This window comes from Salinifilum ghardaiensis (assembly GCF_054491345.1).
Genome location: NZ_CM137101.1, coordinates 2,473,777 through 2,499,923, shown reverse-complemented (window position 1 = coordinate 2,499,923; position 26,147 = coordinate 2,473,777). Strand labels below are relative to the sequence as shown.

The 26,147-nt window shown below is 72.6% G+C and carries 29 protein-coding genes; 13 read left to right on the top strand and 16 right to left on the bottom strand.

What is annotated here, in order from left to right; translation table 11 throughout:
* Positions 1-253 precede the first annotated feature (253 nt).
* The 4 genes from ACVGV0_RS11425 to ACVGV0_RS11410 are packed head-to-tail and all read left to right on the top strand — an operon-like array spanning position 254 to position 3,490.
* Positions 254-1,498 (top strand): MFS transporter, encoded by a 1,245-nt coding sequence (locus ACVGV0_RS11425; RefSeq protein WP_459159991.1) that lies wholly within the window; start codon positions 254-256, stop codon positions 1,496-1,498.
* On the top strand, positions 1,495-1,839 hold the full coding sequence (locus ACVGV0_RS11420) for a VOC family protein (RefSeq protein ID WP_459159838.1): 345 nt from the start codon (positions 1,495-1,497) through the stop codon (positions 1,837-1,839). The genes ACVGV0_RS11425 and ACVGV0_RS11420 overlap by 4 nt, the downstream gene beginning before the upstream one ends.
* 51 nt (positions 1,840-1,890) lie before the next feature.
* Positions 1,891-2,412, top strand: a complete 522-nt coding sequence (locus tag ACVGV0_RS11415) for a GNAT family N-acetyltransferase (protein ID WP_459159837.1) — start codon at positions 1,891-1,893, stop codon at positions 2,410-2,412.
* Between the two features lie 49 nt (positions 2,413-2,461).
* A complete protein-coding gene (locus tag ACVGV0_RS11410; protein WP_459159836.1) occupies positions 2,462-3,490 on the top strand; it encodes a translation initiation factor eIF-2B alpha/beta/delta subunit family protein in 1,029 nt (342 codons plus the stop codon).
* 5 nt (positions 3,491-3,495) lie between these two features.
* On the opposite strand, the gene ACVGV0_RS11405 is transcribed toward ACVGV0_RS11410, so the two are convergent.
* From ACVGV0_RS11405 to ACVGV0_RS11390, 4 genes are read right to left on the bottom strand one after another with little or no spacing between them, the layout of a single operon-like run.
* Entirely contained in the window at positions 3,496-4,251 is a 756-nt protein-coding gene (locus ACVGV0_RS11405) for a M24 family metallopeptidase (protein WP_459159835.1), read from the bottom strand.
* 29 nt (positions 4,252-4,280) lie between these two features.
* Positions 4,281-5,471: an RtcB family protein gene (locus ACVGV0_RS11400; protein WP_459159834.1), complete on the bottom strand. Its 1,191-nt coding sequence runs from the start codon at positions 5,469-5,471 to the stop codon at positions 4,281-4,283.
* A 16-nt stretch (positions 5,472-5,487) separates the two neighbouring features.
* The gene (locus ACVGV0_RS11395) at positions 5,488-5,919 is read right to left on the bottom strand and encodes a DUF6314 family protein (protein WP_459159833.1); all 432 of its coding nucleotides are present in this window, start codon (positions 5,917-5,919) and stop codon (positions 5,488-5,490) included.
* Positions 5,920-5,967: 48 nt separating this feature from the next.
* A complete protein-coding gene (locus ACVGV0_RS11390) occupies positions 5,968-6,672 on the bottom strand; it encodes an MSMEG_4193 family putative phosphomutase (protein ID WP_459159832.1) in 705 nt (234 codons plus the stop codon).
* Between the two features lie 160 nt (positions 6,673-6,832).
* Here ACVGV0_RS11390 and ACVGV0_RS11385 point away from each other — a divergent pair, with 160 nt between their 5' ends.
* A complete protein-coding gene (locus ACVGV0_RS11385; RefSeq protein ID WP_459159831.1) occupies positions 6,833-7,810 on the top strand; it encodes a YncE family protein in 978 nt (325 codons plus the stop codon).
* Positions 7,807-8,037 (top strand): DUF5703 family protein, encoded by a 231-nt coding sequence (locus tag ACVGV0_RS11380; RefSeq protein WP_459159830.1) that lies wholly within the window; start codon positions 7,807-7,809, stop codon positions 8,035-8,037. Before ACVGV0_RS11385 ends, ACVGV0_RS11380 begins: the two co-directional genes overlap by 4 nt.
* 47 nt (positions 8,038-8,084) lie before the next feature.
* On the opposite strand, the gene ACVGV0_RS11375 is transcribed toward ACVGV0_RS11380, so the two are convergent.
* Positions 8,085-8,498: a hypothetical protein gene (locus tag ACVGV0_RS11375; RefSeq protein ID WP_459159829.1), complete on the bottom strand. Its 414-nt coding sequence runs from the start codon at positions 8,496-8,498 to the stop codon at positions 8,085-8,087.
* Between the two features lie 89 nt (positions 8,499-8,587).
* Positions 8,588-9,637, bottom strand: coding sequence for a lipoate--protein ligase family protein (locus tag ACVGV0_RS11370; protein ID WP_459159828.1), 1,050 nt, complete (start codon positions 9,635-9,637; stop codon positions 8,588-8,590).
* Positions 9,638-9,871: 234 nt separating this feature from the next.
* On the opposite strand from ACVGV0_RS11370, the gene ACVGV0_RS11365 reads away from it, so the two are divergent.
* On the top strand, positions 9,872-10,039 hold the full coding sequence (locus tag ACVGV0_RS11365; protein WP_459159827.1) for a hypothetical protein: 168 nt from the start codon (positions 9,872-9,874) through the stop codon (positions 10,037-10,039).
* A 193-nt stretch (positions 10,040-10,232) separates the two neighbouring features.
* On the opposite strand, the gene ACVGV0_RS11360 is transcribed toward ACVGV0_RS11365, so the two are convergent.
* The gene (locus ACVGV0_RS11360; protein WP_459159826.1) at positions 10,233-11,387 is read right to left on the bottom strand and encodes a GDSL-type esterase/lipase family protein; all 1,155 of its coding nucleotides are present in this window, start codon (positions 11,385-11,387) and stop codon (positions 10,233-10,235) included.
* 203 nt (positions 11,388-11,590) lie between these two features.
* On the opposite strand from ACVGV0_RS11360, the gene ACVGV0_RS11355 reads away from it, so the two are divergent.
* Positions 11,591-12,976 (top strand): MFS transporter, encoded by a 1,386-nt coding sequence (locus ACVGV0_RS11355; protein ID WP_459159825.1) that lies wholly within the window; start codon positions 11,591-11,593, stop codon positions 12,974-12,976.
* 48 nt (positions 12,977-13,024) lie between these two features.
* Positions 13,025-13,171: a hypothetical protein gene (locus ACVGV0_RS11350; RefSeq protein ID WP_459159824.1), complete on the top strand. Its 147-nt coding sequence runs from the start codon at positions 13,025-13,027 to the stop codon at positions 13,169-13,171.
* A gap of 287 nt (positions 13,172-13,458) precedes the next feature.
* Here the strand turns inward: ACVGV0_RS11350 and ACVGV0_RS11345 are convergent, their stop codons facing one another.
* The gene (locus tag ACVGV0_RS11345) at positions 13,459-14,199 is read right to left on the bottom strand and encodes a TetR family transcriptional regulator (RefSeq protein WP_459159823.1); all 741 of its coding nucleotides are present in this window, start codon (positions 14,197-14,199) and stop codon (positions 13,459-13,461) included.
* A 128-nt stretch (positions 14,200-14,327) separates the two neighbouring features.
* Here ACVGV0_RS11345 and ACVGV0_RS11340 point away from each other — a divergent pair, with 128 nt between their 5' ends.
* The gene (locus ACVGV0_RS11340; protein WP_459159822.1) at positions 14,328-15,482 is read left to right on the top strand and encodes an acyl-CoA dehydrogenase; all 1,155 of its coding nucleotides are present in this window, start codon (positions 14,328-14,330) and stop codon (positions 15,480-15,482) included.
* A gap of 11 nt (positions 15,483-15,493) precedes the next feature.
* On the opposite strand, the gene ACVGV0_RS11335 is transcribed toward ACVGV0_RS11340, so the two are convergent.
* From ACVGV0_RS11335 to ACVGV0_RS11310, 6 genes are all read right to left on the bottom strand, one after another.
* On the bottom strand, positions 15,494-16,258 hold the full coding sequence (locus tag ACVGV0_RS11335; RefSeq protein WP_459159821.1) for an SDR family NAD(P)-dependent oxidoreductase: 765 nt from the start codon (positions 16,256-16,258) through the stop codon (positions 15,494-15,496).
* Between the two features lie 66 nt (positions 16,259-16,324).
* Positions 16,325-17,134, bottom strand: a complete 810-nt coding sequence (locus ACVGV0_RS11330) for an SDR family NAD(P)-dependent oxidoreductase (protein ID WP_459159820.1) — start codon at positions 17,132-17,134, stop codon at positions 16,325-16,327.
* Between the two features lie 37 nt (positions 17,135-17,171).
* Positions 17,172-18,542 carry an MFS transporter gene (locus ACVGV0_RS11325; protein WP_459159990.1) on the bottom strand — a complete coding sequence of 457 codons (1,371 nt, stop codon included), beginning with the start codon at positions 18,540-18,542 and terminating at the stop codon, positions 17,172-17,174.
* A 137-nt stretch (positions 18,543-18,679) separates the two neighbouring features.
* On the bottom strand, positions 18,680-19,831 hold the full coding sequence (locus ACVGV0_RS11320) for an NAD(P)/FAD-dependent oxidoreductase (RefSeq protein WP_459159819.1): 1,152 nt from the start codon (positions 19,829-19,831) through the stop codon (positions 18,680-18,682).
* A 3-nt stretch (positions 19,832-19,834) separates the two neighbouring features.
* Positions 19,835-20,029: a ferredoxin gene (locus tag ACVGV0_RS11315; RefSeq protein WP_459159818.1), complete on the bottom strand. Its 195-nt coding sequence runs from the start codon at positions 20,027-20,029 to the stop codon at positions 19,835-19,837.
* 13 nt (positions 20,030-20,042) lie between these two features.
* Positions 20,043-21,263 (bottom strand): cytochrome P450, encoded by a 1,221-nt coding sequence (locus tag ACVGV0_RS11310; RefSeq protein WP_459159817.1) that lies wholly within the window; start codon positions 21,261-21,263, stop codon positions 20,043-20,045.
* A 157-nt stretch (positions 21,264-21,420) separates the two neighbouring features.
* Between ACVGV0_RS11310 and ACVGV0_RS11305 the strand changes: the two genes are divergently transcribed.
* Positions 21,421-21,885 (top strand): MarR family winged helix-turn-helix transcriptional regulator, encoded by a 465-nt coding sequence (locus tag ACVGV0_RS11305; RefSeq protein ID WP_459159816.1) that lies wholly within the window; start codon positions 21,421-21,423, stop codon positions 21,883-21,885.
* A 204-nt stretch (positions 21,886-22,089) separates the two neighbouring features.
* A complete protein-coding gene (locus ACVGV0_RS11300) occupies positions 22,090-22,980 on the top strand; it encodes a dihydrodipicolinate synthase family protein (RefSeq protein ID WP_459159815.1) in 891 nt (296 codons plus the stop codon).
* A 114-nt stretch (positions 22,981-23,094) separates the two neighbouring features.
* Here ACVGV0_RS11300 and ACVGV0_RS11295 read toward each other — a convergent pair whose 3' ends face one another.
* Positions 23,095-23,922, bottom strand: a complete 828-nt coding sequence (locus ACVGV0_RS11295) for a class I SAM-dependent methyltransferase (protein ID WP_459159814.1) — start codon at positions 23,920-23,922, stop codon at positions 23,095-23,097.
* On the opposite strand from ACVGV0_RS11295, the gene ACVGV0_RS11290 reads away from it, so the two are divergent.
* The gene (locus ACVGV0_RS11290; RefSeq protein ID WP_459159813.1) at positions 23,872-25,125 is read left to right on the top strand and encodes an NAD-dependent epimerase/dehydratase family protein; all 1,254 of its coding nucleotides are present in this window, start codon (positions 23,872-23,874) and stop codon (positions 25,123-25,125) included. The two genes, ACVGV0_RS11295 and ACVGV0_RS11290, sit on opposite strands and share 51 nt — an antisense overlap.
* A gap of 123 nt (positions 25,126-25,248) precedes the next feature.
* Here the strand turns inward: ACVGV0_RS11290 and ACVGV0_RS11285 are convergent, their stop codons facing one another.
* Positions 25,249-26,052, bottom strand: coding sequence for a sulfite exporter TauE/SafE family protein (locus tag ACVGV0_RS11285; protein WP_459159812.1), 804 nt, complete (start codon positions 26,050-26,052; stop codon positions 25,249-25,251).
* Positions 26,053-26,147 lie beyond the last annotated feature (95 nt).

Below are 26,147 nucleotides of genomic sequence, written 5' to 3'. Positions count from 1 at the left end.
GCAGCCGAGCCGGCCGGCACCGGCAACAACCACAACGCGTGAGGGCACGTCGCACCCCGCAGGCCGTGTCCTCGGCCACATCCGCCGCGCAGTGGTTTCCCGCCGCGGACGGCGCGGAAATCCCGCCGCCGTCACCCGCCCACCGGCCCCGCCGCCGCATCCCGCGGCGGTCCGACCGGCCGCGGCGACCGCGCAGCGGACCAGGAGAGGTATGAGCACGCGTGAACAGGCCGGGCACCCCCCGGCCGGGACCGTGCGGATGGCCCTGATCGCCCTCGCGCTCGGCGGATTCGGCATCGGCACCACCGAATTCGTGATCATGGGCATGCTGCCCGACGTCGCCGGCGGCATGCACGTCGACATCCCCACCGCCGGCGGCCTCATCTCCGGCTACGCCCTCGGCGTCGTCCTCGGCGCACCGCTGCTGACGGTGCTGACCGTGCGCCTGCCCCGGCAACGCGTCCTCAACGGACTGATGGGGCTGTTCACCCTCGGCAACCTCGCCTCCGCCCTGGCCCCCACGTTCACCCTGCTGCTGGCCGCCCGATTCGTCAGCGGCCTGCCGCACGGCACGTTCTTCGGCGTCGGCGCCGTCGTCGCCGCCGGCCTCGTACCACCCCGCCGCCGCGGCAGCGCCGTGTCCATGATGTTCCTCGGCCTGACCATCGCCAACGTCATCGGCGTGCCCGCCGGCACGCTCATCGGCCAACAACTCGGCTGGCGCTGGACCTTCGGCATGGTCGCCGTGCTCGGCGCCGCAGCCACCCTCGCCGTGCTCACCCTCATCCCCGCCCACGCCGGCCGCGCCGCCACCGGTTCGCTGCGCGCCGAAGTCGGCGCGCTCGTGCGGCCGCGCGTGCTGCTGTCACTGGCGGTGATCATCACCGGCTTCGGCGGACTGTTCGCCTGCTACAGCTACATCACCCCCATGATGACCCGCGTCGGCGGGTTCCCCGCCGACGCGATCACCGCGCTGCTGGTGGTCATCGGCCTGGGCATGACCGTCGGCTCCTACGTCGGCGGCCGCCTGGCCGACCGCAGCCCGCTGCGCACCCTCACCACCGGGCTCGTCGGCGTGGTCACCGCGCTGTGCGCGCTCACCCTCGCCGCACCGGTGCCGTGGCTGGCCGTGCCGCTGCTGTTCGCCATCGGCATGTTCAGCCTCTCCCTCGGCCCCGCGGTGCAAACCCGCCTGCTCGACCAGGCCCGCGACGCCCCCTCCCTCGTGTCGGCCGCGCTGCAGTCCGGGGCGAACCTCGCCAACTCGCTCGGGGCGTGGCTGGGCGGGCTGACCATCGCCGCCGGCTACGGCTACGCCTCCCCGAACCTCGCCGGCGCGGCCCTGGCCGGCACCGGACTGGTGCTGCTCGGCGTGTCCGTGGCCTACGAGAGGCGCCGCGGCCGGCCGAACCGCCGTGCGCCCGCGCCGGAAACCCTCGTAAGCTCCTCGGGGACGGGACACCGCAGGGCTCCCCCACCGGAGGAGATCGCGGAATGACGATCGAGAACGTGCTGGCGCAGATGACCGTGACCGACCTCGACGCGGCGGCGGCGTGGTACGCGAAGCTGTTCCACCGGGCGCCGGACACCCGCCCGATGGACGGCCTCGTCGAGTGGCACCTCGCCGACACCTTCGGTGTGCAGGTGTGGGCCGAACCGGACCGGGCCGGACGCTCCTCGATGGTCCTGCACGAGTCCGACCTCGACGCCCGCGCCGCGGACCTGGACCGCGCCGGCATCCCCTACGACGGTCCGCAGGAAGCGACGGCGGTGCGGCTGCTGGTACTGACCGACCCGGACGGCAACCGCATCGTCTTCACCGGATCCCGCACGACCTGAACCCCGCACCACCGGCGGAAACCCGTTGCCCCGCTCGGGCACACTGGCCTGGTGGACACGTCGTTTCCCCTGCGCGCGCCGCGCGTGCTGATCCGCCCGTTCGCCCCGCACGACCAACCGGCGATCCACGCCGTCTACGCCGACCCGCGCGTCATGCGCTACGTCGGCCACGGCCGGCCGATGACCGCGGAGCAGACCGCGGCGCTGCTCGAACACGCCGAATGCCACCAGCGCGAGCACGGCTTCGCCGTGTGGGCCCTGCTCGACCGCGGCACCGGCGGCATCACCGGCGACATCGGCTTCGAAACCACCACGCACGGCGTCGAATTCGGCTACACCCTCGCCCGCGCGGCGTGGGGACGCGGCCTGGCCACCGAAGCCGCCCGCGCCTGCCTGCAGCACGCGTTCCACACCCTCGACCTGCCCGAGGTCTACGCCCTGGTCGACCCGCGCAACACCGCCTCGGCCCGCGTGCTGGGCAAGCTCGGCTTCACCTACCACCGCACCCGCAGCGCCCACGGCCGCCCGCACCACGAATACCGGCGCGCCCGAGCGCACCCGCCCGCCCCGTAACCTGGAAGCAGCACCCACCCGCGGCAGCGACGACCGGCGAGGACCACCCATGACCACCACCGACACCGCCCCCGCCCTGGCGCGCAGCGTGCAGCTGGACGACGACGGCGTGCACCTGCTCGACCGGCGCGTGTTCCCCTTCGAACACCGGTGGGTGCACGCGCGCACCGTCGAGGACGTCGCCCGCGCCATCGAGGACATGGTCACCCAGTCCTCCGGGCCCTACTTCGCCGTGCTCGCCGGCCTGGTGCTGGCCGCCCGCGACACCACCGGCCAACCACCGCAGCACGCCCGCGCCCACCTGGCCGCCGCGGCCGACCGGCTCATCGCCACCCGCCCCACCAACGAACAACCGCGGCTGGCCGCCGGGTGGGTGCTCGACACCGTCGACACCGCCCTGGCCGAGGACACCGACGCGGACGTGCTCACCGCCGCGGCCCGCGGCGCCCACGCCGGCGAGACCGACTACCGCGACCGCAGCGCCGCCCTCGGCCGGGCCGCCGCCGCGCTGCTGCCGCACACCGGCCGGGTGCTCACCCACTGCTGGGGCGACCTGTACCTGGTCGAAACCGTCCGCGCCGCCCAGCAGGCCGGCAAAACCCCCGCGTTCACCTGCACCGAAACCCGCCCCTACCTGCAAGGCGCCCGGCTGACCGCCGAAACCCTGGCCGAAATGGGCACCGAGGTCACCGTCGTCACCGACGGCATGCCGGCCGCGCTCATGCGCGCCGGCGAGATCGACGCGCTCGTCACCGCCAGCGACCGCGTCACCCTCGACGGGCACGTCATCAACAAGGTCGGCACGCTGCAGCTGGCCACCGCCGCGCACACCTTCGGCGTGCCCTTCCACGCCCTGTGCCACGCGCCCGACCCGCAGGCCGCCACCGGCGCCGACGTGCCCATCGAATACCGCGACGGCGACGACGTGCTGCACGCCCTCGGCACACGCACCGCCAGCCACCGCGCCACCGGGCTCTACCCGGCATTCGACGTGACCGACCCGCAACTGGTCACCACCATCGTCACCGACCGCGGCGCCTACCCCCCCGACCGCGTGGGCGAGTACTGGCGCAGCTGAACGGCCTACACCCGGGTGGCCACCACCGGCCCGTCCTCGGTGACGACGACCGTGTGCGCCGCGTGCGCCGCCCACGCGCCCGACCCCGACCGCACCGACCCGTCACCGCCCCAGGTCACCGCAGCATCGCCACCGGCGACGAGCACGGGTTCAACGGTGCAGACCACACCCGGCCGCAACGGCACCCGCCCGGCCGCGTCGACCTCGCTCGGCACCACCGGCGGCTCCCACAACTCCCGACCGACGCCGTGCCCGCACAGCAGCCCCGGCACGCCGAACCCGCCACCGAGCGCCACCACACCGACCGCGTAGGCCACATCCGCCACCGCGCCACCCGGCCGCACCGCCGCCACCCCGTCGACCAGCGCCTGCTCCACCGCCCCGAGCAAACCCCGCCCGACCGCACCCACGGCGCCGACCGGCACCGTCTCCGCCGCCAACGCGTGCCACCCGCCGCAGCGCACCGCGCACGACAGCGACACCACCTCCCCCGCGGCCAACCGCCGCCCGTCCGGCACGCCCCGCACCAGCACCTCCCCCACCGACGCGGACAACGCCCCACCCGGCCGCAACCCCGGCCCCACCGGCGTCGCACCGTGCTCGGCCACCACCGCCGCAGCCGCCGCGTCCACCTCGACGAGCTCCACCCCGGCCGCCACCCGCGCCCGGGCAGCGGCCAACGCCGCAGCCACCACCCGCCCCGCGGCGCACACCCGCACCCGCTCCTCCGGGGTCTTCCACTCCACCGGACGACCGGCCACCGCGCCCCACCGTGCGGCCAACACGCGCGTCAGCCCTTCACGCACACCAGCGGCCGCACCCGCGCCACCGGATCCACCAGGTCCCGCTGCGCGGCCATCACCGCATCCAAATCCTTGTACGCAGCGGGAATCTCATCCAGCACACCCCGGTCGGTGCGGCAGCACACCCCGCGGGTCTGCCCCTGAAGATCGGCGGTGGAAAACGTCCTGCGCGCCTTCGCCCGCGACATGCGCCGCCCCGCCCCGTGCGCGGCCGAGCAGAACGACTCACCACTGCCCCGACCACGCACCACGTACGAACCGACCCCCATGCTGCCCGGCACCACCCCGGCCTGGCCGGCACCGGCGCGGATCGCGCCCTTCCGCGTGACCAGCACCTCCACGCCGTCGTGGACCTCCTCGGCGACGTAGTTGTGGTGGCACGAGACCGACTCCTCCACCGGCGCCGCACCGAACTCCCCCACCACGCACTCCCGCAGCAGCGCCATCATCACCGCCCGGTTGCGCCAGGCGTACTCCTGGGCCCAGAACAGGTCGTGCCGGTACTGCCGCATCTGCTCGGTGCCCTCCAGCAGCACCGCCAAGTCCCGATCCGGCAGATCCCGGTTGTGCGGCAACCCGCGGGCCACCTCGATGTGGCGCTCGGCCAACTCCTTGCCGATGTTGCGCGATCCGGAGTGCAGCACCAGCCACACCCGCCCCGGCCGCGGCCCCTCCTCCTCGGCGCACACCTCGAGGAAGTGGTTGCCACCGCCGAGCGTGCCCATCTGGCACCGCGCCCGCGCCCGCCGATCGGCCACCGCCGAGTCCAACGCGTCGAAGGCGTCCCAGAACCGGTTCCACCCGCCCGGCACGCCCAACCGCTCCGCATCCACCGGATCGGAGTGCATGCCGAACCCCACCGGCACCGACCTCTCGATCCGCCGCCGCAACCGCCCCAGATCAGCAGGCAGATCCTCCGCGGACAGGCCCAACCGCACCGCGTCCACACCACAACCGATGTCCACCCCCACCGCGGCCGGAGCGACCGCACCCCGCAACGCCAGCACGCTGCCGACCGTGGCGCCCTTGCCCACGTGCACATCCGGCATCGCCGCCACCCCGTGCACCCACGGCAGCGCCGCAGCCGCCCGCAACTGGCCCATCGCCGCCGGTTCGACCTCCTCCGGCGGCACCCACAACCGGACCGGCACGCGCCCACCCGGCACCGTCGTGTACACCTGCGCCTCCAGCACCTCAGCCGACGCGGCACAACCGCGTGGTGATCACGTGGTTCTTCTCCGGCCCGGTGACCACCCACCGCTGCCACCAGTGGTCCACGTCCACCACGCCGAACTCACCCCGGTACACGTCCGCCCGGCACGGATGCCGCGCCGTGGCGTACCCGCTGCGCAGATCCAACTCGTGGAAGAAGTCCCCGTAGTCGAAGAACACGCGCGCCTGCCCCGGCCCCGTGACGTGGTAGTGCAAGCACCGCGACGCCGGGCCCTCGTGCCCGCCCAGCCGCATCCGGCCCCGCTCCCGGTAGACCACGACACCGCCCTCGACCCGCGCCTGCGCAGCACCGGAGAAATCCCCCGCCGGACCACCGCTCGTGTCCACGATGTCGCGCTCCAACGACCAGTCCCCCACCAGGAACCGCCGCACATCCGTCACCGGGAAGTACACGCCCCCCATTGTCGCCGCCGGCGCACCGCAGCGGAAACAGCCACCCGGTCACGCCCCCGAGGTGCCCCCGGCCCGACCGGTGTCACCCCCCACGGTGGCCTCACCACCACTCGCCCCCTCCTGCGGCGCCAACCCGGACAGGTCACCACCGGTGTCGTTGAGCCGCAGCACGAACGGCCGCGAAGCGGTGTAGCGCACCACGCTCACCGACGCGGGCTCCACCACGATCCGCTGGAACAGGTCCAGGTGCGCACCGAGCGCGTCGGCCAGCACCGACTTGAGCACATCACCGTGCGAACACACCACCGCAACCCCGTGCTCACCGACCTCGGACTCCAACGAGCGGTCGCACTCGCGCGCGGCCGCCACCGCCCGCGCCTGCATCGCCGCCAACCCCTCACCACCGGGGAACACCGCCCCCGCCGGCTGCTGCTGCACCACCCTCCACAGCGGCAGCTCGGTCAACTCCGCCAACCGGCACCCCGTCCAGTCGCCGTAGTCCACCTCGGACCACCGCTCGTCGGTGACCACCCGCAACCCGCGCTCGGCGGCCACCCCCCGCACCGTGTCGCCGCACCGCCGCAACGGCGAAGCCACCACCCGGTGCAACGGCAATCCCCGCAACCGCCCCGGCAGGCCCGCCGCCTGCCCCCGACCGGTCTCGTCCAACTCCACACCCGGAGTGCGCCCGGCCAACGTGCCGGACCCGTTCGACGTCGACCGCGCATGCCGCACCAGAACCAGAGTCGCCACGCCCCGCGAGGGTAGTCACCCACCGCGCGCGCCGGACCACACCCGCACCGACCGCACGCCCAACCCGCCCACCACGCCCGCACCTCCGTCGGGGATGCTGGGCACGGGCCAACACCACGTGCGCCGCCCGCGGCGCGGCGCACCGCACGGGAGGTACGCGTTGCGTCGGCTACTGATCACCTGCCTGGCAGCCACCCTGCTCGCCGGATGCGGCAGCATGGACGCAGGTGACCCGCTGCAAGCCACCGACCAGCTCAGCGCCGCCACCCCCGCACCCGCACGCGCCCCCGCCGATCCGCAGGGCACCGTCCGGCCCGCACCCGCCGCCGGCACCAGCGCGTTCGACACCACCACCGGCACCCTGCTGCTGGCCGGCGACCAGGGGCTGACCCTCCTCGACCCGCGCACGAACCAGCAGCGCACCGTCCCGCTCGGCGCACCCGCCGCCAACGTCACCGCCAACGGCGGCACCGCCCTGGTAGCCGTGCCCGACCGCGGCGAGATCGCCCACATCGACATCCGCACCGGCCACCGCACCGGCACCACCCCCGCCCCCGGCGGACCCGTCGACGCGATCCGCCTCGACGACGGCGCCCTGGCCGTGGCCCAGCGCGACGCCGGTTCGATCACCATCCACGGCGACGGGCGCCCCCGCACCACCGGCGAGTTCGACGGGCCGGCGCGCCTGTTCGCGCAGAACGGCGAAATCCAGGTGCTCGACCGGCTGACCACCTCGCTGACCTCCGTCGACCCCCGCACCGGCGACGAGGGCGAGGCGCTGCGCGCCGGGCAAGGCGCCACCAACGGCGTCGCCGACCGCTACGGCCGGGTGCTCACCGTCGACACCCGCAAGAACGAACTGCTCGCCTTCGACACCAACAACCTGATCCTCAAGCAGCGCTACCCGCTGCCCGGCAGCCCCTACGGCATCGCCTACGACGCGCGCCGCGACCTCGCCTGGATCACCCTCACCGACCGCAACGAAGTCCTCGCCTACGACGTGGCCGGCGGCGAACCCGAACTGCGCCACCGGTTCCGCACCGTGGCCCAACCGCATACGGTGGCCGTCGACTCCCGAACCGGCGCCGCCTACATCACCTCCGCGGGCGGCGCCGGAGTACAGGTGGTGGAACCGTGAGCCGCAACAACCCCCAGGACGCCGCTGAGGCCGATTCCAAGTGGGAATACCAACCGCTGCGCCTGCCGCCCGGGACGACCCGGCTCAGCGCAGCGACCCAGCTGTCCGTGCACGCCGAGTTCGCCGACTGGGAGCTCTCCCGCGTGCTGCTCTACGCCGACGGCACCCGCAAGGTCTGGCTGCGCCGCAAGGCCGGGAGCCCCGGGGTCGCCAACCCCCTGCCCTGACCCGAGCAGCGCTCCCCGGCGCGGTGGCGCCGTGCTCACCGGCCACGTCAGCGCCGCACCGGCCGCCGGTGCAGGCCCTGCTGCAGCAGCGCGGCGAACACGCCCGTCACCGCGCCCCAGACGACGTTGACCACCAGCGTGGCGACCACGCCCACTCCCCACGGCGTGGTCAACGGCCCCTGCAGCTGCCCCGTCAGCAGCAGGGACCCGACCGCGCTCAACACCACCGCCAGCACGCCGTAGACCAGCCCCGCCCCCACGAGCGTGACCACCGGGTGCCGCACCCGCGAGAGGCCCACCACCACGATCCACACCGCTGAGATCACCGCGGTGAACGCGAGCGGAGCCACCGGCCTGCCCAGGTCATCCATCACCCCGGTCATCGACAGCAGCGGCCGCACCAGGGCGAACGCGCCCAGCGCCAGGGCCAGCGGCCAGGAAGCACCGTTGCACCGATCCATGCCCCCAGCATCGCTCCGCAGCACCGCCGCACCATCCGGAACGACCCGGACGTCTCCCCCGAGAGAGCGGTGCCGCCGCCGCACCCCTCTCAGGGCACGCGGTAGAACCAGCCCCCGGTGGCGAACTTCTCCTCGATCAGCTCCTGGGCCCGCTTCTCCTCCGCCGCCGTGACCGGCATGTCGCTGAGCCCGTACCGGCTGCGGAACCCGTCCACGAGCCGGTCGATGATCACCGACCGGTCCAACCCGGTCTGCCGCCGCAACGGGTCCACCCGCTTCTTCGCGCTGGCCACGCCCTTGTCCGACAGCTTCTCCCCGCCGACGCGCAGCACGTCGCCCAGTTTGTCGGCATCGACGTCGTAGGACAGCGTCGCGTGGTGCAGCACCGCTCCCGAGGCCACGCGCCGCTGCGCCGCACCACCGATCTTGCCGCCGTCCGAGGCGATGTCGTTCAGCGGCTCGTACCAGACGTTCAACCCCAGCTCGCGCAGCACCTGCAGCACCCAGTCGTCCAGGAACGCGTACGACTCGGCGAACGGCATGCCCGCCACCAGCGACACCGGCGCGTACAGCGAATACGTCACCGCGTTGCCCGGCTCGGTGAACATCGCCCCGCCCCCGGTGATGCGGCGGACCACCTCGATGCCGTAGCGCTCGGCTGCTTCCAGGTCGACCTCGTTGCTCACCGACTGGAAACTGCCCAGGATCACCGACGGCCGGGACCACTCCCAGATCCGCAACGTGGGCGCGCGGCGCCCCTCGGCGACCTCCTCGGCGAGCACCTGGTCCAGCGCCATGTGCATCAGCGGCGGCCGCGCCGCCTCGTGCACCACGCCCCACCGGTGGTCGGTCCACTGCGACGCCTGCGTGACCCCGCGGCGCACCGCGATCGCCACCGCCTCCGGCGAGAACCCCACCAGCCGCGCGTCGGAGGGCAGCCCGGACCGCATCCGCTCCACGAGCTCGCCCAGCTCCGCGTCGGAGGACGCGCCCGTCAAGCTCCGGTTGAGCTGCTCCAGCGCGTCGTCCGGCTCCAGGAAGAAGTCACCGCTGACCCGCACCTCGCTCAACCGCCCGTCGACGACGGCGGCGTCGACCTTCACGAGCTTCCCGTCCGGAACCTTGTACTCCCCGTGCACACGACCCTCCTGCTCGACTCGCAAGGCAACCTGCCCGGATCAACCCTCTCTTCTGTGCGAAATTCCCGTACCGCGGGTGAGGCCGAGCACCTGTGTTCGATTTTATTTCATTCAACACTGAAATGACAGAGGCAAACATATTGATGACACGCCAGGACGGGGGCGAAAGCATGCGTTCTGTGGCCTGCGCCACCATCATGAGGAGCGTCGAGCGTTGTCGAGAGGAGCCGAACGATGCGAACCACGGAGGCGGAAACCGCACAGCTGACCCACCAGCGGAGCACGAGCCCCGCCGGAAACCCCGAGGTCCCGGCGCACCCGCCCCAACTGCCCCGCCAGCTCCCCCACTCCCGGCTGGCCGACGCCGAGGACGAGCACCACCTCATCCGCGGCTACGACTGAGCCAGCGGTCTCCGCCCCCGGACAACGGCGCGTCGCGCAGCCGACGCGCCCGTCGTCCGCACCGTGCACCCGAACACCGCGCTGCGCTCCCCGCGCCCGGCCTTCGGACGCGCTCACCCCTGCCGCGACCCGCCACCAGTTCGAAGCCGGTCACCTCGAGCCGGGCCGCAGCGGAGCCAGCGAGGCCCCCTGCTCACCCTCCGAACGGGCCGCCCGCGCCGAAGGCGAACTCCGCGAAACGCCCGCCGATGCGCCGGTGCGCCGCCGCATCCGGGTGGAGCTGGTCCGGCAGCGGCAGGTCGGCGAAGTCCGCCTCCCCGTAGAGCTCGCGCCCGTCGAGGTAGTGCAGGTTCGGATCGTCGTCCGCCCGCTGCTTGACGACGCGGGCCAACTCCTCCCGGATCACGCCCAGCGTCAACTTGCCCGCGGCGCGCTCCGCGGGATCGCCCGTGGCGCGGAACCGGATCTGCTCCCCGCTGAAGTCCGGCGCGCCCGGCCCCGGCGTGTCCTCGTGGATCGGGCAGTACAGGGGCGAGACCACCAGCAGCGGCGTGGCAGGATGGCCCTCGCGGATGGTGTCGAGGTAACCGTGCACGGCGGGCCCGAAGGCGCGCAGCCGCATCAGGTCGATGTTGACCAGGTTGATGCCGAGCTTGAGGCTGATCAGCTCCGCCGGGGTGTCGCGCAGCGTGCGCGCGATGAACGGATCGAGCAGCGCACTGCCGCCGAACCCGAGGTTGACCAGCTCCACCCCGCCGCGCGCGGCGGCCACCGCCGGCCACGTCGTCGTCGGACTCGCCGCATCGGAGCCGTGGCTGATCGAACTGCCGTGGTGCGCCCACACCCGGCGCCGCCCCCGCGGCACGGGCTCGACCGGCGCGTCGCTGCGCAACGCGACCAGCTCGGTCAGCTCGTTGTGCGGCAGCCAGACCTCCACGTCCTTGTCCCGCGCGGGCAGACCGGTGAACCGGACCGTGCCGACCGGTCCGGACTCGCTGTCCACGGCCCCGGTGGTCATGTCCACGGTCTCCACGTCACCGCCGGTCGTGCTCGCCCGAGCCACCAACTCCCCGTCGACGAGCAGGTCGTACACGCCCTCCGGGCGCGGCCCCACGCCCCGATAGGCGATCCGCGTGCGCAGCGTGTCCAGCTCCACCGCGGTCGCGCGAGTGCGCAGCACCAACCGCACCCCGGACGGCTGGGCCTCCACCCTCGCCAGCTGCGGATCGCCGCACTGGGCGCGCGCCCACGCGGGCAGCCGGTGCGGCAGCACCCCGCGCTCGGTGGTCTCCAGCTCGAACGCGCCGCGCACGAGATCCGCGGACAGGGGCGTGGTGATCCAGTCCATGCACGCAGCCTAACGCGGCGCCCCGGTCGCCGCGGTCGCCGCGGCGCCCGGTGCGGCGACCGCGGTCCCCGCCGCGCCTTCCGCTGGGCGAAGGAGCGCTCTTCACGCCGTCCCGCGGCGTTGCCAAGCTCATCCGCCACGCGATCTCCGCCCGGTTCGCCCGGGTGGACGCCGAACGGAAGCGCAGCCGAGCAAGGGGCACGATGACCGCGGAGCAGGCACACCACCGGGCAGCGACCAACCAGCGGCGGGTCGCGGCAGCGACCGTCATCGGCACGACGATCGAGTGGTACGACTTCTTCATCTACGGCACGGCCGCCGCCCTGGTGTTCACCGACCTGTTCTTCGCCCCGGCCGGCGAGCGGATCGGGCTGCTGCTGTCGTTCGCCACGGTCGGCATCAGCTTCGTCTTCCGCCCGCTGGGCGCGTTCCTGGCCGGGCACTTCGGCGACCGCATCGGCCGGCGCGCGATGCTCGTGATCACGCTGCTGCTCATGGGCGGCGCCACGAGCCTCATCGGCCTGCTGCCCACGCACGGCAGCATCGGCGTGCTCGCCCCCGTCGCCCTGATCGTGCTGCGCGTGCTGCAGGGCATCTCCGCCGGCGGCGAGTGGGGAGGTGCGGTGCTCATGGCGGTCGAGCACGCCGATCCGCACCGCCGGGGCCGCTCCGGTGCCGTGCCCCAGCTCGGCGTGCCGCTGGGCATGCTGCTGGCCTCCGGGGTGATGGCGCTCATGACCGGCGTCCTCTCCCCCGGTGAGCAGTTCCTCCAGTGGGGTTGGCGAGTGCCGTTCCTGCTCAGCGTCGTGCTCATCGGCGTGGGCTACGTCGTGCGCCGCGCCGTGGACGAGAGCCCCGTCTTCGCCGACCTCGCCGAGCGGCGGCGCCGGACCACCGCACCGGTGCTGCAGCTGGCGCGGCACCACTGGCTGCTGGTACTGCTGGCCGCCCTGGTCTTCGCGGGCAACAACGCGGCCGGCTACATGGTCACCGGCGGGTTCATCACCAACTACGCCACCGATCCGAGCGGCCCGGCCCGGCTCGACCGCACGCCCGTGCTGCTGATCGTGTCCGCCACGGCCTTCCTGTGGCTGATCACGACGTACCTGTCCGGCATCACCGCCGACCTCCTCGGGCGCAAGCGCTCCTACCTGTACGGCTACGCGGCGCTGCTGATCACCGTTTTCCCGCTGTTCCTGCTCACCGCCACCGGCAGCGCCGGTCTGCTGATGCTGGGACTCGCCCTGTTCACCCTCGGCCTCGGACTGACCTACGGTCCGCAGTCCGCCTGGTACGCCGAGCTGTTCCCGGCTTCGGTGCGCTACTCCGGTGTGGCGATCGCCTACGCGCTCGGTTCGATCCTCGGGGGCGCGTTCGCGCCGACGATCGCCGCCTTCCTCGTGCAGTCCACCGGCACGGTGCTCGCCGTCGCCACGTACCTGGTGGTGATGTTCGTGCTCGCCACCGCGGCCGTGCTGTGCCTGCGCGACCGCCCCGGGATCGACCTCGGCATCGCCCACGAGCGGACGCAGAGCACCGGCGCGACCGTGTTCGACTCCCCGCGCGCGGAGGCGAGCACCGAGCGGTGACGCCGGAGCGCTCCGCCGAAAGCCAGGCTGCGCGGCTACGAGCACTACGTGTACCGCTTCACCGAGGGGCATCTCGACGCCGATCCGCCGGGCGATGTCGGTGTTGACGTGCACCTCAGTGCTGAACCGGTCACGCAGCTGCTGCTCAGCTACGGCCGCGTGGGGCCGATCCGGCCGGCCCTGACCGGCGGGTGACCGCGTGGGGCCGACGCCCCTGGTTGGCCCCGGGGCTGACCCGGCGTTTCCTCAACGCCTGAGCAGCTCAGCGGCACGCCGCCCGCGCGATCTGGTCCGGAGCGCTCGACTCAGCGAGATCGACGTGCGCTACCGGCACTCCCAGCGGGGCCCGGGCGGGCCTCTCCTCCGTCGTTGCTGTGGTTCCGGAGCAGGATCGGGATTTAATTTCATTCAACACTGAAGTAATCAATGCAATAAACACGCAAAGATGGCATCGAGTGCCGCTCCCTTCCGGCTGCTCGGGTTCAGTCGGCCGCGGCCTCGCGCAGCGCCTCGCGGACCTTCCGCAGCACCGCACCGCCGGTCGAGGACGTGCGCACGACGCCGACGATCACCTCGTCGTCCCGCTGCTCGGCCGCTTCCTCCGCGCCCACCGCCGCGAACACCTCGCCGAGCTCGGCCAGCGCCTCGTGAAGCAGCGCCCGCGCGTCGACCTCTCCCCCGCTCTTGAGCCACTGCCGCAGCACGTGGTTGTGCCCGGCCACGATCGCGGACGCGGCCACGGTCCCCCACAGCTCACCCCGCCTGCGCCCGGCGAAGCGCCCGCGCAGGAACCGCCCGAAGACCCGCTGGTACTGGTCGGTGCCGGTGATCTCCCTGTCCCGCAGCGAGGGCACCGCCCTGGTCAGCGCGAACCGCCGCAGCGAGATCTCCGGCTCCGCCAGGTACATCTCCAGCACGCGCTCGCTGGCCCGGGTGACGACCGCCCACGGGTCCGCCTCGGGGTCGGCCGCGTCGAGCATCTCCGAGACCTCCCGCACGCACTGGTCGTGCCCGGGGAAGACCGCGTCCTCCTTGGAGCGGAAGTAGCGGAAGAACGTCCGCCGCCCCACTCCCGCCGTGGCCGCGATCTGATCCACCGTGGTCGCCTCGAACCCCTGCTCGTCGAAGTGCTGCAGGGCGGCCAGCGTGAGGGCGCGCCGCACCCGCTCGGCCCGCTCGGCCCGCGCACCCGGTGCAGGGTCGTGGTCGGTCGCCGCGCACATGGGCGCACCGTAGCACCGACTCCGGTTGTTCGTGGCACTCAGTGCCGCTAACATCGCTGGCATCGCAACGTGTGCAGGACTCGCGCGCCGCGACGCGGTCGCGCGGCGGTGAACTTACGGAGGCCCCGGTGAACCCCGAATTCGACACCTACCAGCTCGCCGAGGAGCACGAGGAGCTGCGCCAGGCGATCCGCGCGCTCGCCGAGAAGGAGATCGCCCCGCACGCGGCGGAGGTCGACGAGCAGGAGCGCTACCCGCACGAGGCGCGCGACGCGCTGACCCGGGCCGGGTTCAACGCCGTGCACATCCCGGAGGAGTACGGCGGCCAGGGCGCCGACTCCGTGGCGACCTGCATCGTCATCGAGGAGGTCGCGCGGGTGTGCGGCTCGTCCTCGCTCATCCCCGCGGTGAACAAGCTCGGCACGGTGCCGATGCTGCTGTCCGCCTCGGAGGAGCTCAAGCAGCGCGTCTTCGGCGACATCGCCTCGGGCGCGGCCACCGCCTCGTACGCCCTGTCCGAGCGGGAGGCCGGTTCCGACGCCGCCTCGATGAAGACGCGGGCGCACGCCGACGGCGACAACTGGGTGCTCAACGGCACCAAGTGCTGGATCACCAACGGCGGCGAGTCGGCCTGGTACACGGTCATGGCCGTGACCGATCCGGACAAGGGCGCCAACGGCATCAGCGCGTTCGCCGTGCACCGCGACGACCCCGGCTTCGTCGTCGGCGGCAAGGAGAAGAAGCTCGGCATCAAGGGATCGCCCACCGTCGAGCTGCACTTCGAGGACTGCACCATCCCCGGTGACCGGATCATCGGCGAACCGGGCACCGGCTTCAAGACCGCGCTGAAGACGCTCGACCACACCCGTCCGACGATCGGCGCGCAGGCCGTGGGTCTGGCCCAGGGGGCGCTGGACGAGGCCACGAACTACGTGCAGGAGCGCCGCCAGTTCGGCAAGCCGATCTCCGACTTCCAGGGCGTGCAGTTCATGCTCGCCGACATGGCGATGCGCACCGAGGCCGCGCGGCACATGGTCTACGTCGCCGCCGCGCGAGCCGAGCGCGGGGAGGGCGATCTCGGGTTCATCTCCGCCGCGGCCAAGTGCTACGCCTCCGACGTGGCCATGGACGTCACCACCGACGCCGTGCAGCTGCTCGGCGGCGCCGGCTACACGCGCGACTTCCCGGTGGAGCGCATGATGCGCGACGCCAAGATCACCCAGATCTACGAGGGCACCAACCAGATCCAGCGCATGGTCATGGCGCGCTCGCTGTTGGGCTGACCCGCGGTGGTTCAGCGCAGCATGATCGAACCACCGTCGGCCATGAGGGTCTGCCCGGTCATGTAGCGGCTGTCGTCGCTGGCGAGGAAGACCACGACGGGAGCGATGTCGTGCTCGGGATCGCCCATCCTGCCCAGCGGGATCCCGGCCAGCACCTGCTCGTGCTGCTGGGGGTGGGTCTGCGCCCAGGCCTCCACCCCCGGCGTGCGGGCGATGGGGGAGATCAGGTTGACGCGGATGCCGTCCGGGGACCATTCGCGGGCCGCGACCCTGCTGATCCCCCGGATGGCCTCCTTCGCCGCGGCGTAGGAAGCCTGGTGGGGCTGCCCGTTCAGCCCCGCCCCGGAGGCGAAGTTGACGATGCTGCCGCCGCGCTCCGCCAGGCGCGGGTGGCACGTCCGCATCAAGTGGTAGGTGGCGAAGAAGCCGCTGTTGAACGACAGCTCGAACATCTCCGGGGTGTGCTCGAGGAGGGAGGCCTGCCGGGAGGCGTGGGCGTTGTTGACCAGCACGTCCAGGCCGCCGAAGGAGTCCACGGCGGCAGCGAGCACGTACGCGGCGGATTCGGGGCGGCTGATGTCGCGGGCGAGGAAGGTGACCCGTTCCGCGGCCTCGGGGACGGACTCGGCGAGTTCGCGGGCCGTCCCGGCAGCGGCGTGCTCATCGATGTCGACGAGCACGAGGTTGGCGCCTTCGGCGACGAGGGCCGCGCAGACACCCCGTCCGATGCCGCCGGCACCGCCCGTGACGATCGCCGTCTTGCCGTGCAGCCTCATCGTTGGACCTCCCGGGATCGTTGGTGTGCAGCGTCCGGTGCCTGGATGCCCAGGGCGGGTGGGGCGTCAGTCGCTCTCCCCGGTGGCGACGCCCGCCCTGCGTTGCGGTGCCAGGGCGCTCTGGCTGGTCGTGCCGCCGTCGACGACCAGGCACTGCCCCGTGAGGTAGCGGGATTCCGCGGAGGCCAGGTACACCATCGCGTGCGCGATGTCCGCCGGCTCGCCGACGTCCCCCACCGGGGTGTGCCGCAGGATCGACTCGAGGGCCTCGGCGAGCAGGTTGTCCCGCAGCGCGGGAGTCATGACCGCCCCCGGGGCGACCGCGTTGCAGCGGATCCCGCGGGGACCGTACTGCGCTGCGATGTAGCGGGTGAGGCTGATGACCGCGGCCTTGGCCGCACCGTAGGCGCACTGCACCGCGTCGCCTTCCACACCGGCGATGGAGGCGGTGTTGATGACGGAACCGCCGCCGGCGGCGATCATGTGCGGGATCGCGAGCCGCGAGGCCAGCACCGTGCTGCGCACGTTGCGGTTCATCGCCCTGTCCCACTCCGCCATGTCCATGTTCAGCAGGTCCAGGTCCCGGGCGGGATCGCTGCCCCCGACGTGGTTGCACAGCACGCGCAGCCCGCCGAACGCGGAGACGGCCTCGTCGATCATCGCTGCGATCGACTCCTCGTCGGCCACGTCGACGGTCGTGGCGCGGGCGGTGCCGCCCTCCTCGCGGATCTGCGCCGCCGCGTCCCGGCAGCCCTGCTCGTCGAGATCGGCGAGCAGCACCTGCGCGCCCTCCTCAGCCATCAGCCGGGCGGCGGCGAATCCGATCCCGGTGGCCGCTCCCGCGATGACGGCGGTTCTGCTCTCGAGCCTGTTCATCGGTTTCCTTTCGCGGAAGTTGCGTTCCCGAGCGGAGTCACTCGGCCGCGGCCATCGTCGCTGCGCTCGCGTCCCGTTCGGTCCGCTCGGAGATGGTCGACAGCTGCCGGGGCACCAGCGCGGTCAGCCCGACCCCGACGAGCGCGGCGGCGATGGCGAGCACGAAGGTCAGTTGGAACGCCCGCTCGGTCGGCACCGCGGCCGCGCCGAGCTGCACTGTCAGCTGGGCCAGCACGACGCTCATCACCGCGCTGGACGTCGACGTCCCGATCGAGCGCATCAGCGCGTTGAGCCCGTTGGCAGCTCCGGTTTCGGTCACGGGCACGGAGTTCATGATCAACGTGGGCATGGCGGAGTAGGCGATGCCGATGCCCGCGCCGGTGATGACCGTGGAGAGCACGATCTTCCACACCGCGTCCATCAGCAGCAGCCCGAAGCCGTAACCACCGGCGATGACGAGCAGCCCGACCATCAGCGCGACGCGCGCCCCCCAGCGGGCCGAGATCCGCGCCGAGACCGGCGAGAGCAGCATCATCACGATCCCCGCCGGCGCCAGGGCGAGCCCGGCGGCCAGCATCGACTGCCCGAAGCCGTAACCGGTGCTCGGCGGGGCCTGCAGCAGCTGGGGCACGGTCAGCGACATCGAGTACATCGCGAAACCCACCAGCACCGAGGCCGCGTTGGTGAACAGCACCGGCCGCCGCGCCGCCACCCGCAGGTCCACCAGCGGCTGCTCGGCGCGCAACTCGACGAACGACCACGCGAACAGGACCAACGCGGCCGCGGCGAACAGCCCCAGCGTGGTCGCGCTGCCCCAACCCCAGCTGCCGCCCTGGATGATCGCCAGCATCAGGCATCCCAGACCCGCCGTCAGCCCCAGGGCGCCCACCGTGTCGAACCGTCCCGACGTGCGCACCTGCGACTCCGGGACGAGCAGCACGACGAGCAGCAGGCACACCGCTCCCAGGCCGCCGGAGAGCCAGAAGAGCACGTGCCAGTCCGCGTACTGGGCCACCGCCGCGGCCAGCGGCAGTCCGATCGCGCCGCCGACGCCGAGCGTCGCGCTCATCAGCGAGACCGACGTGCCCACGCGTTCGGGGGGCATCTCATCGCGGAGCATGCTGATGCCCAGCGGAATGGCGCCCGTCGCGCAACCTTGGAGGAAGCGGCCGACCACCATCGGGGTGAGCGAGTCCGACACGGCGCACACGACGGACCCGAGCACGAGGGAGAACAGGCTGAGCACCAGCACGCGGCGCTTGCCGTACATGTCGCCGAGCCGCCCGCTGACGGGGGTGACCACGGCAGCGGCGAGCAGCGTCGCGGTGACCACCCACGCGGTGGAGGTGGGCGAGGCGTCGAGCAGCTGCGGGAGGGCGGGGATGATCGGCACGACCAGGCTCTGCATCAGCGACACGACGATGCCGCCGCCCGAGAGCACAGCGGTGATGGCACCGGAGGAGGCCCGGCGGAGCGAAGAGGGCACGGTGGTTCCTTCCGGCGGGGGCGTGCGGGTGGGCACTTCGGTGGGTCCCGGTGCGTGCCCTAGGTGAGCAGTGCACGTCGCAGCCGGAGCGCCTCCTTGGGGGAATTCCAGGACAGCACTGCCACGGCGCGGTCGTCTTCGTAGTAGGCACCGGCGAAACCGCCGTCGACGAGCGTTCCGCTCCCGAGCTCGAACCGCGCCCCCGCGGTGATGTGGCCGTGGACGGCGAGCTTGTTGGGGCCCTGGTCGCTCCAGAAGAACGGAACCGGGGTGGATCCTCCCTGCGCGCCGAGGATGGTGCGCGCGACCGACCGCCCCTGTGCACCGGCGTTCATCCGGTGTTCGACCCTGATGTGGCGACCGAGCCCGGAATGCCACCACCGCGCGACGTCACCGGCCGCGTACACACCTGGGGCTGCTCGGCCGGCCGCGTCGCACAGCACGCCGTCGGAGAGGTCGAGCCCGTTGCCGGCGAGCCACTCCACCCGGGGGTCCGCGCCGATCGCGGCGACGACCGCGTCGGCCCGCAGCGTGGTGCCGTCGGTCAGCAGCACGTGCTGAACGCCGTCCTCGCCATCACGGAGGTCGGTCACGCCGGTGGCGGTGCGCAGGGTGACACCGGCCTCGGCGAGCACGCAGGAGAGCACGCCACCGACCTCAGCACCGAGGCCCGGCAGCGGGGCCGGGTCGGTGCCGACCAGGGTCACCTCGCAGCCCAGCGCCCGGGCCGACCACGCCGTCTCGGTACCCAGGAATCCGGCGCCGATGATCACCACCCGCTTGCCGGGCCGCAACCGCTCGCCCAGCCGGTGGGCGTCCTCGACGGTGCGCAGTGTGCGCGGGGGCTGCTGCGCCGAGCACGCGGGGAACGGCCGCGGGGACGCCCCGGTGGCCGCCACCAGGTGATCGAACGGCACTTCCGCCCCGTCGTGCAGCGCGACGACGCCGCCCGCCAGGTCCGCCGCGACGGCGGTGAAGTCCGGCCGTGCCGCGATGTCCAGGTCCGCGAGCGCGTCGTGGCCCGGCAGGTGGAGCCGCTCCGCGCCCCACCCGTCGGTGAGGACCTGCTTCGACAGCGGTGGCCGGTCGTAGGGTGGCCGGCTCTCCTCCCCGATCAGCGTGATCGTGCCGTCGAAGCCGAGCGAGCGCAGTTCCCCGGCGGTGGACATGCCCGCCAGGCAGGCTCCGATGATGACGACGTCCTCCGCCACGGTTCAGTCCTCGATGCGGATCGCGGCGGCGGGGCAGACCCGGGCTGACTCCTCGACCTCCGCGCGGTGGTGCTCTTCCGGCTCGGCCACGATCGGGAAGGCGACGCCGTCCTCGTCGCGCTGGTCGTAGATCTCGGGTGCAGTCAGCACGCACTGACCGGCGCCGACGCACTTGTCCTCGTCGATGGACACCTTCATGGCTCGCGACCTCCTACCAAGTGACGTTGAGCGAGTTGAAACCGTGCACGCGGGAGTGCTCCTTGAGGTCGAACTCCGCGTCGGAGTCGACCAGTTCCAAGGTGGGCACGCGGGTGAACAGGCTCCGGTAGACCAGCACCAGTTCGCGGCGCGCCAGCGATTGGCCGAGGCACTGGTGGGTGCCGTAGCTGAAGGCCAGGTGGGAGCGGGCTTGCCGTGCGATGTCGAGCGCGTCGGGATCGCCGAAAGCGGAGTCGTCCCGGTTGGCCGAGGGCAGCGCGATCAGCACCCCTTCGCCCTGCCGGATCGTGCGGTCGCCGACGCGGGTGTCGGTCACGGCCGTGAACTGGCGGGGGTGCTGGGCGATGGTGAGGTAGCGCAGCAGTTCCTCGACGGCGTTGTCCTGCAGTGCCCGGTCCCCCTCCAGGAACGCAGCCAACTGGTCGGGGTGGCGCAGCAGCGCGGCGGTTCCCAGGCCGATCATGTTGCTCGTCGTCTCGAACCCGGCGACGAGCAGGGTCATGCCGATCACGACGGCCTCGTGCCGGTCGATGGTCCCGGGCAGCAGGTGATCGCGGACCAGCCGGGACAGCAGGTCCTCACCGGGGTCGTGGACCTTCTTCTCGATGAGCTCGTCGAGGAACGCACCGAGCTCGCCCAGAGCCGCGGAGACGGTGGCCTCGTCGGACCGGCCCGAGAGCGCCTCGGCGGACTTGCGCTGGAAGAAGGCGTGCTGCTCGTAGGGCACGCCCAGCAGCAGGCAGATGACGCGCGAGGGGACGGGCAGGGCGATCCGCGCCACCAGGTCGGCGGGCTTGCCCGCAGCCAGCAGCCCGTCGATCGACTCATCGACGATCCGCTGGATCTCGGGTTCCATCGCGTTGATCCGCTTGACGGTGAACTCGCGGGTCAGACGCCGCCTCTTCTCGAGGTGTTCGGGATCGTCCGTGCGGATGAGGCTGGTGTTCCGCTCCTGCTGGGACTGCTGGACGTCGGCGGCCGACATCAGCGGGTATCCGGGCTTGTCCATCCGGGCGCTGAAGTCCGGACTGGACAGCACGGCCTTGGCGTCCTCGTAACGGGTGATGAGCCAAGGCTCCGTGCCGCCGTAGGTGCGCACTGCGGGGAAGCCGGCGGTCTCGCGCAGTTCGGCGAAGGCATCAGGAGGGCTGAAGGGGCAGCTTCGCACGTACGGGTAGGTCTCCAGCGTTCGTGCGGGCCGGGTGGAAGTCATCGAGTTTCCCTTCCGCGCGGTCGTGCGAGGCGCCGGTGCGAACTCGGCGGCCACTTCCAATGTGCATCATACATATGGAATGTACTATGCACATTACTGTGACGCGGTTCACGGCGGGAGCATGGAAGCGGCAACGATGCGCACGAAGGAGACCGCAGTGGCAGAGCCCCAGCAGACGCTCAACGAGCTCGAGCGGGAGATCCTCCTGTTCGCCAGGCACCACCTCGCCACCCAGCAGTCCCGCCCCGGACAGCACCTGGAGCGCTCGGCCTACCTGCTGCTCACCCGCCTGGAGGCGGAAGGGGCGATGTCCCTGCGGGAGCTCGCCGAGGCGTTCCGCCTCGACGTTTCCACGGTCAACCGCCAAGTCGCGCCGCTGCTGCGACGGGGACTGCTCGAACGGTTCGCCGATCCGGAGGGAGGCATGGCGCGCAGGCTGCGCCCCACCCGGGAGGGACTGGCGCAGCTCGCCACCGACCGCGAACGCAACCGCGAGGGCGTGGAGATGGTCGTCGCCGACTGGCCGCAGGAGCGGATAGCCACCTTCACCGAGCTGCTCACCAGCTTCAACCTCAGCATCGAGGAGCTCGAGGGCAACCCCTGGCCGCGCGAACGCGGATGAGGACGAGGGGACCCCGGGCGCAGCACCCGGGTCCGGGCGCCTCCGATTCCGGGCCCGTGACGGCGCTGCGCGACCGCCGGCACCGTGGGCGGTGCACCGGAGCCACCCGGTTCCGCGCGGGCACCGCACCGGCCACCGCTCGCACGAGGTGGCAGAGTGTGCTGAACGTTGTCCGCCCGCTCCCGCTCCGTGGAGGCGACCCGCGTGTTCACCGGACTCAGCGCGTTCCCGCTCACGCCGCTCACCGCCGACGGCATCGACGCAGCCTCCTTCACCGGCCTCGTCGGACGGCTCGCCACCGCGGGCGTCGATTCGATCACCGCGCTCGGTTCCACGGGCTCGTACCCGTACCTCACCCGGCAGCAGCGCTCCCGCACCACGCGCCTGGCCGTCGAGCACGCGGGGGACGTCCCCGTCATCGCCGGCATCGGCGCGCTGTCCACACGGCACGTGCTCGAATTGGCCGAGGACGCGCAGAACGCCGGCGCCGCGGCCGTCCTGCTCGCCCCGGTGTCGTACCAGGCGCTGACCGACGAGGAGGTCTTCGGCCTCTACGCCGACGTGACCGCCAACCTGTCGGTGCCGCTGGTGGTCTACGACAATCCCGGCACGACCCACTTCACCTTCACCGGCGAGCTCCACGGCCGCATCGCCGAGCTGCCGCGCGTGGCCTCGATCAAGATCCCCGGGGTGCCGACCTGCCCGGAAGCGGCCGCGGAGCGCGTCTCCCACCTGCGCTCGCTGCTGCCCGCGGACGTCACTATCGGAGTCAGCGGCGACCCGAACGCCGCGACCGGACTCGCCAGCGGCTGCCAGGCCTGGTACTCCGCCATCGGCGGCACCCTTCCGGAACCGGCCTTGGCGCTCACCCGCGCGGCCCAGGCGCACGACCCGGAGACCGCCATGGCGGTCTCGCGGCGCCTGCAGCCGCTGTGGGACCTGTTCGCGCGCCACGGCAGCCTGCGGGTGATCTCCGCGGTCGCGGAGGTGCTCGGTCTGATCGGCCACCCCAACCTCCCGCGCCCGGTGCGCGAGCTCACCGGTGACGACCGCGCCGAGGTCGCGCGGGTCGTCGAGCAGCTCGGGCTGGGCTGACGCGGCGGAACGGTCCGGCCGAGACCGCGTCCGTGCACCGACCCCTCCGCGCGCCACGCTCGGACGCCGGGTGCTGCTGCTGAACGAACGGGCCGGGATCGAAGTGCGAGATCCTCACGGCGCGGTCTTCGCAGCGGCCAGCGAGTACATCAGGGGCAGGCGTGCAGACCGCTCGGGGTAGCGGAAGCGCGCCCCCTCGGCGACGAGCGCGGCGTAACGCTGGAACGGGATCGTTCCGTGCTCGTGGAAGAACTCGATCCGCAACCCGGCTCCCGCGACGGCGCTGATGACGTCGCCGAGGGTGTGGTGCCACTCGGTCGCGGTGTTGTGCGCGGTCTCGGCCCGCCAGTCGGCGTACGAGCCCGGGGAGTCGTAGGTGCGCGCGCCGCGGAGGAAGTAGTCGCGGGTGACGGTCGCACCGCGGTCGTCGTCGAGCACGTCGGTCAGCGGGTGGAACTCGGCGAGGTAGAGCCGGCCTCCGGGGCGCAGCAGGCCGGCTGCGGTGCGGGCCCAGCGCTCGATATCGGGCAGCCACATCAGCGCCCCGTTGCCGGTGTAGACGACGTCGAACGCACCCGCACCCAGCACGTCGACGGCAGCATCGACGTCGGCGGTCACGAATCGGGCCCGGTGGCCGAGACCGAGATCGGCGGCGAGGCCGGTCGCCACGTGGGTGGCCGGGGCGGAGAAGTCCAGGCCGACCACGCGGGCCCCGCGGCGGGCCCAGGACAGGGCGTCCAGCCCGATGTGGCACTGCAGGTGGGCCACATCGAGGTCGGTGACGTCACCGAGTTCGTCGAGCTGGAACTGGTCGAGGTCCTCGGCACCCGCCCGGAACCCGTCGAGGTCGTAGAACGAGCTCGCGGCGTTGATGGGGGCCCGCTCGTCCCAGTGGTGCCGGTTGGTCCTGATCAGGTCGGTGACGTCGCTGCTCCCGCTCACGCCGAAATCCTACGAGCGGACCGCACCGCTCCGGCAAGCGGTTTTCGCACGGCGCAGCTCACCACTCCGGCCGCGCCACCACGAGCACCACACGTGGCCAGCACGTCGCCGGAGGATCGGCAACCGCACCGCGGGGTCGCGGTTCGCCGTCGGCGAGCGCGACTGTCCTCCGCGGGCCCGCTGTGCGACCGTCACCGAGTGCGGGTACTGGTGCTGGGAGGAACGTGGTTCGTGGGTCGCCGCGTCGTCGAGCGGTTGCACGAGCGCGGTGACGAGGTTCTGGTCGTCCACCGGGGCCGCAGCGCGCCCGATCCGTGGGTGCCCGTGGAGCAGCTGCGGACCGACCGGCGCGAGCTGGCCGACCACGCCGCGGCGGTGCGCCGGTTCGCCCCGCAGGCGGTGGTGGACACCTGCGCGTTCACCGCGGCCGATGTCGAGGCTGTGCTGCCCGCGCTGCCCGAGGTGCCGGCGGTGGTGCTGTCCAGTCAGGACGTGTACCAGGCCCACACCGGCCTGCGCAGCGGGCGCTGCGAGGCACCGGTGCCCGTGACCGAAGAGGCCGAGCTGCGCCGCCAGCGCTACCCCTACCGCGGTGCCGGGTTCGCCCACGTACCCGAGGACTACGACAAGCTCGACGTCGAGGACCGGTGGCGGCCCCGCGGGGCCACCGTGCTGCGCCTGCCGCTGGTCTACGGCCCGCACGACTGGCAACGGCGCGAAGACGTCGTGCTGCGCCGGCTGCGCGCCGGACGGCGGCGCATCCCGGTGGGGGCGGCCAACCTGCTGTGGACCCGCGGGCACGTCGACGACCTCGCCACCGGTGTGCTGGCCGCCCTCGACTCCCGGAGGGCGGACGGGAGCACGATCAACCTCGGCGAGACCGAGACATGGCCGCTGTCCACGTGGTTCACCCAGATCCTCGAGGCCGCCGAGGCCGAGGCCGAACTCGTCCGGGTCCCCGAGGCAGCGCTGCCGGCGGACCTGGCGCTGACCGCTGCCCCGGCCCAACACCTGCTGATCTCGGTCGCCCGGGCTCAGGCCCTGCTCGACTGGGCCCCGGCCACCCCCGCCGAGCGCGTCACCGAATCCGTGCGCTGGCACCTCGCCCACCCACCCGCCGGATCCACCTGGACCGAAGCCGACACCGCCGCCGACGAAGCAGCACTCGCCGCCGCGCGGCACGAGCCCGGGCCGCACCGGTGAGCCTCCGCGACGGAGCTCGTGGCAAACACGTTGCGGAACGTCGGCGGGAATCGTGCCAGCGGGCGCGGAACACGGGTCAACCGCGAGGTCAGCCGACCTCGCGGGCGAACAGGTCACGGCACGTCAGCCGTTCGCGGGGATCACGAGCATCGTGCTCGTCACGGCGACGAGCAGGGCGAGGTAGGTGGCGGCGTGCACGCGATCCGGGATGCGGCCGGGGATCCTCCGGAGGAGCGCGATCGTCGGGATCGAACCGCACAGCAACGCGGCCGCGGCGACGAGGTCGACGTAGCCGATCCGGCCTGCCTGGGATGCCGCGGTCCCGGACCACGCGTAGATGACCGTGGCGACCACGGCGACCGGCGCGCTGAGCGGACTGGCCATCGAAGTGGCCGCGCTCATCGGCAACCCTCTGCGGCGCAGCAGCGGCACGGTGAGCACGCTGCCGCCGACCCCGAGGGCGCTCGCGATCGCACCGATGCCGATGCCGCCGACCGTGCCGCCGACCGGACCCAGCGGCCGCGGGGCGCCGTCCCCGCTCCGGGTGAGGAAACCGGAGCGCACCACGCAATCGACGATGGTGAGCACCATGTAGACCACGAACACGGCGTGCAGCACCCCGTCCTCCATCCGTGCGGCGGCCAACGAGCCGAGCGCCGCGCCGACGGCGATGAAGGCGGTCATCGGCCACACGTACTCCCGCCGGATCCGGCCCGCACGCGCGTGCGCCGCGGTCGCGGTCAGCGAGTTCACCACCATCACCGCCGTCGAGGTGGCGACCGCGACGTGCATGGTCGCGGCACCGGCGGTGGCCGCCGTGAACCCGAAGACCACCGGCACGGTGAGGAAACCCCCGCCGAAGCCGAACAGCACGGTGGTCACTCCTGTCAGCACCCCGAAGGCGAGCAGCAGCGCGAAAGAAGTCACCGCAGCACGATAGGACTCCGGGCACGGGGCGCCCTCGGCACCGCACCGACTTCCCCACCGAGTTCCCCGGAGTCCGGCCGCGTCCCGCTGCCGGC

What these genes read in the sequence shown, in the direction of transcription:
- ACVGV0_RS11420 (WP_459159838.1), top strand. Translation starts at nt 1,495, where the DNA reads ATGACGATCGAGAACGTGCTGGCGCAGATGACCGTGACCGACCTCGAC.
- ACVGV0_RS11410 (WP_459159836.1), top strand. Translation starts at nt 2,462, where the DNA reads ATGACCACCACCGACACCGCCCCCGCCCTGGCGCGCAGCGTGCAGCTG.
- ACVGV0_RS11375 (WP_459159829.1), bottom strand. Translation starts at nt 8,498, where the DNA reads ATGGATCGGTGCAACGGTGCTTCCTGGCCGCTGGCCCTGGCGCTGGGC.
- ACVGV0_RS11365 (WP_459159827.1), top strand. Translation starts at nt 9,872, where the DNA reads ATGCGAACCACGGAGGCGGAAACCGCACAGCTGACCCACCAGCGGAGC.
- ACVGV0_RS11360 (WP_459159826.1), bottom strand. Translation starts at nt 11,387, where the DNA reads ATGGACTGGATCACCACGCCCCTGTCCGCGGATCTCGTGCGCGGCGCG.
- ACVGV0_RS11355 (WP_459159825.1), top strand. Translation starts at nt 11,591, where the DNA reads ATGACCGCGGAGCAGGCACACCACCGGGCAGCGACCAACCAGCGGCGG.
- ACVGV0_RS11345 (WP_459159823.1), bottom strand. Translation starts at nt 14,199, where the DNA reads ATGTGCGCGGCGACCGACCACGACCCTGCACCGGGTGCGCGGGCCGAG.
- ACVGV0_RS11335 (WP_459159821.1), bottom strand. Translation starts at nt 16,258, where the DNA reads ATGAGGCTGCACGGCAAGACGGCGATCGTCACGGGCGGTGCCGGCGGC.
- ACVGV0_RS11330 (WP_459159820.1), bottom strand. Translation starts at nt 17,134, where the DNA reads ATGAACAGGCTCGAGAGCAGAACCGCCGTCATCGCGGGAGCGGCCACC.
- ACVGV0_RS11325 (WP_459159990.1), bottom strand. Translation starts at nt 18,542, where the DNA reads ATGCAGAGCCTGGTCGTGCCGATCATCCCCGCCCTCCCGCAGCTGCTC.
- ACVGV0_RS11315 (WP_459159818.1), bottom strand. Translation starts at nt 20,029, where the DNA reads ATGAAGGTGTCCATCGACGAGGACAAGTGCGTCGGCGCCGGTCAGTGC.
- ACVGV0_RS11310 (WP_459159817.1), bottom strand. Translation starts at nt 21,263, where the DNA reads ATGACTTCCACCCGGCCCGCACGAACGCTGGAGACCTACCCGTACGTG.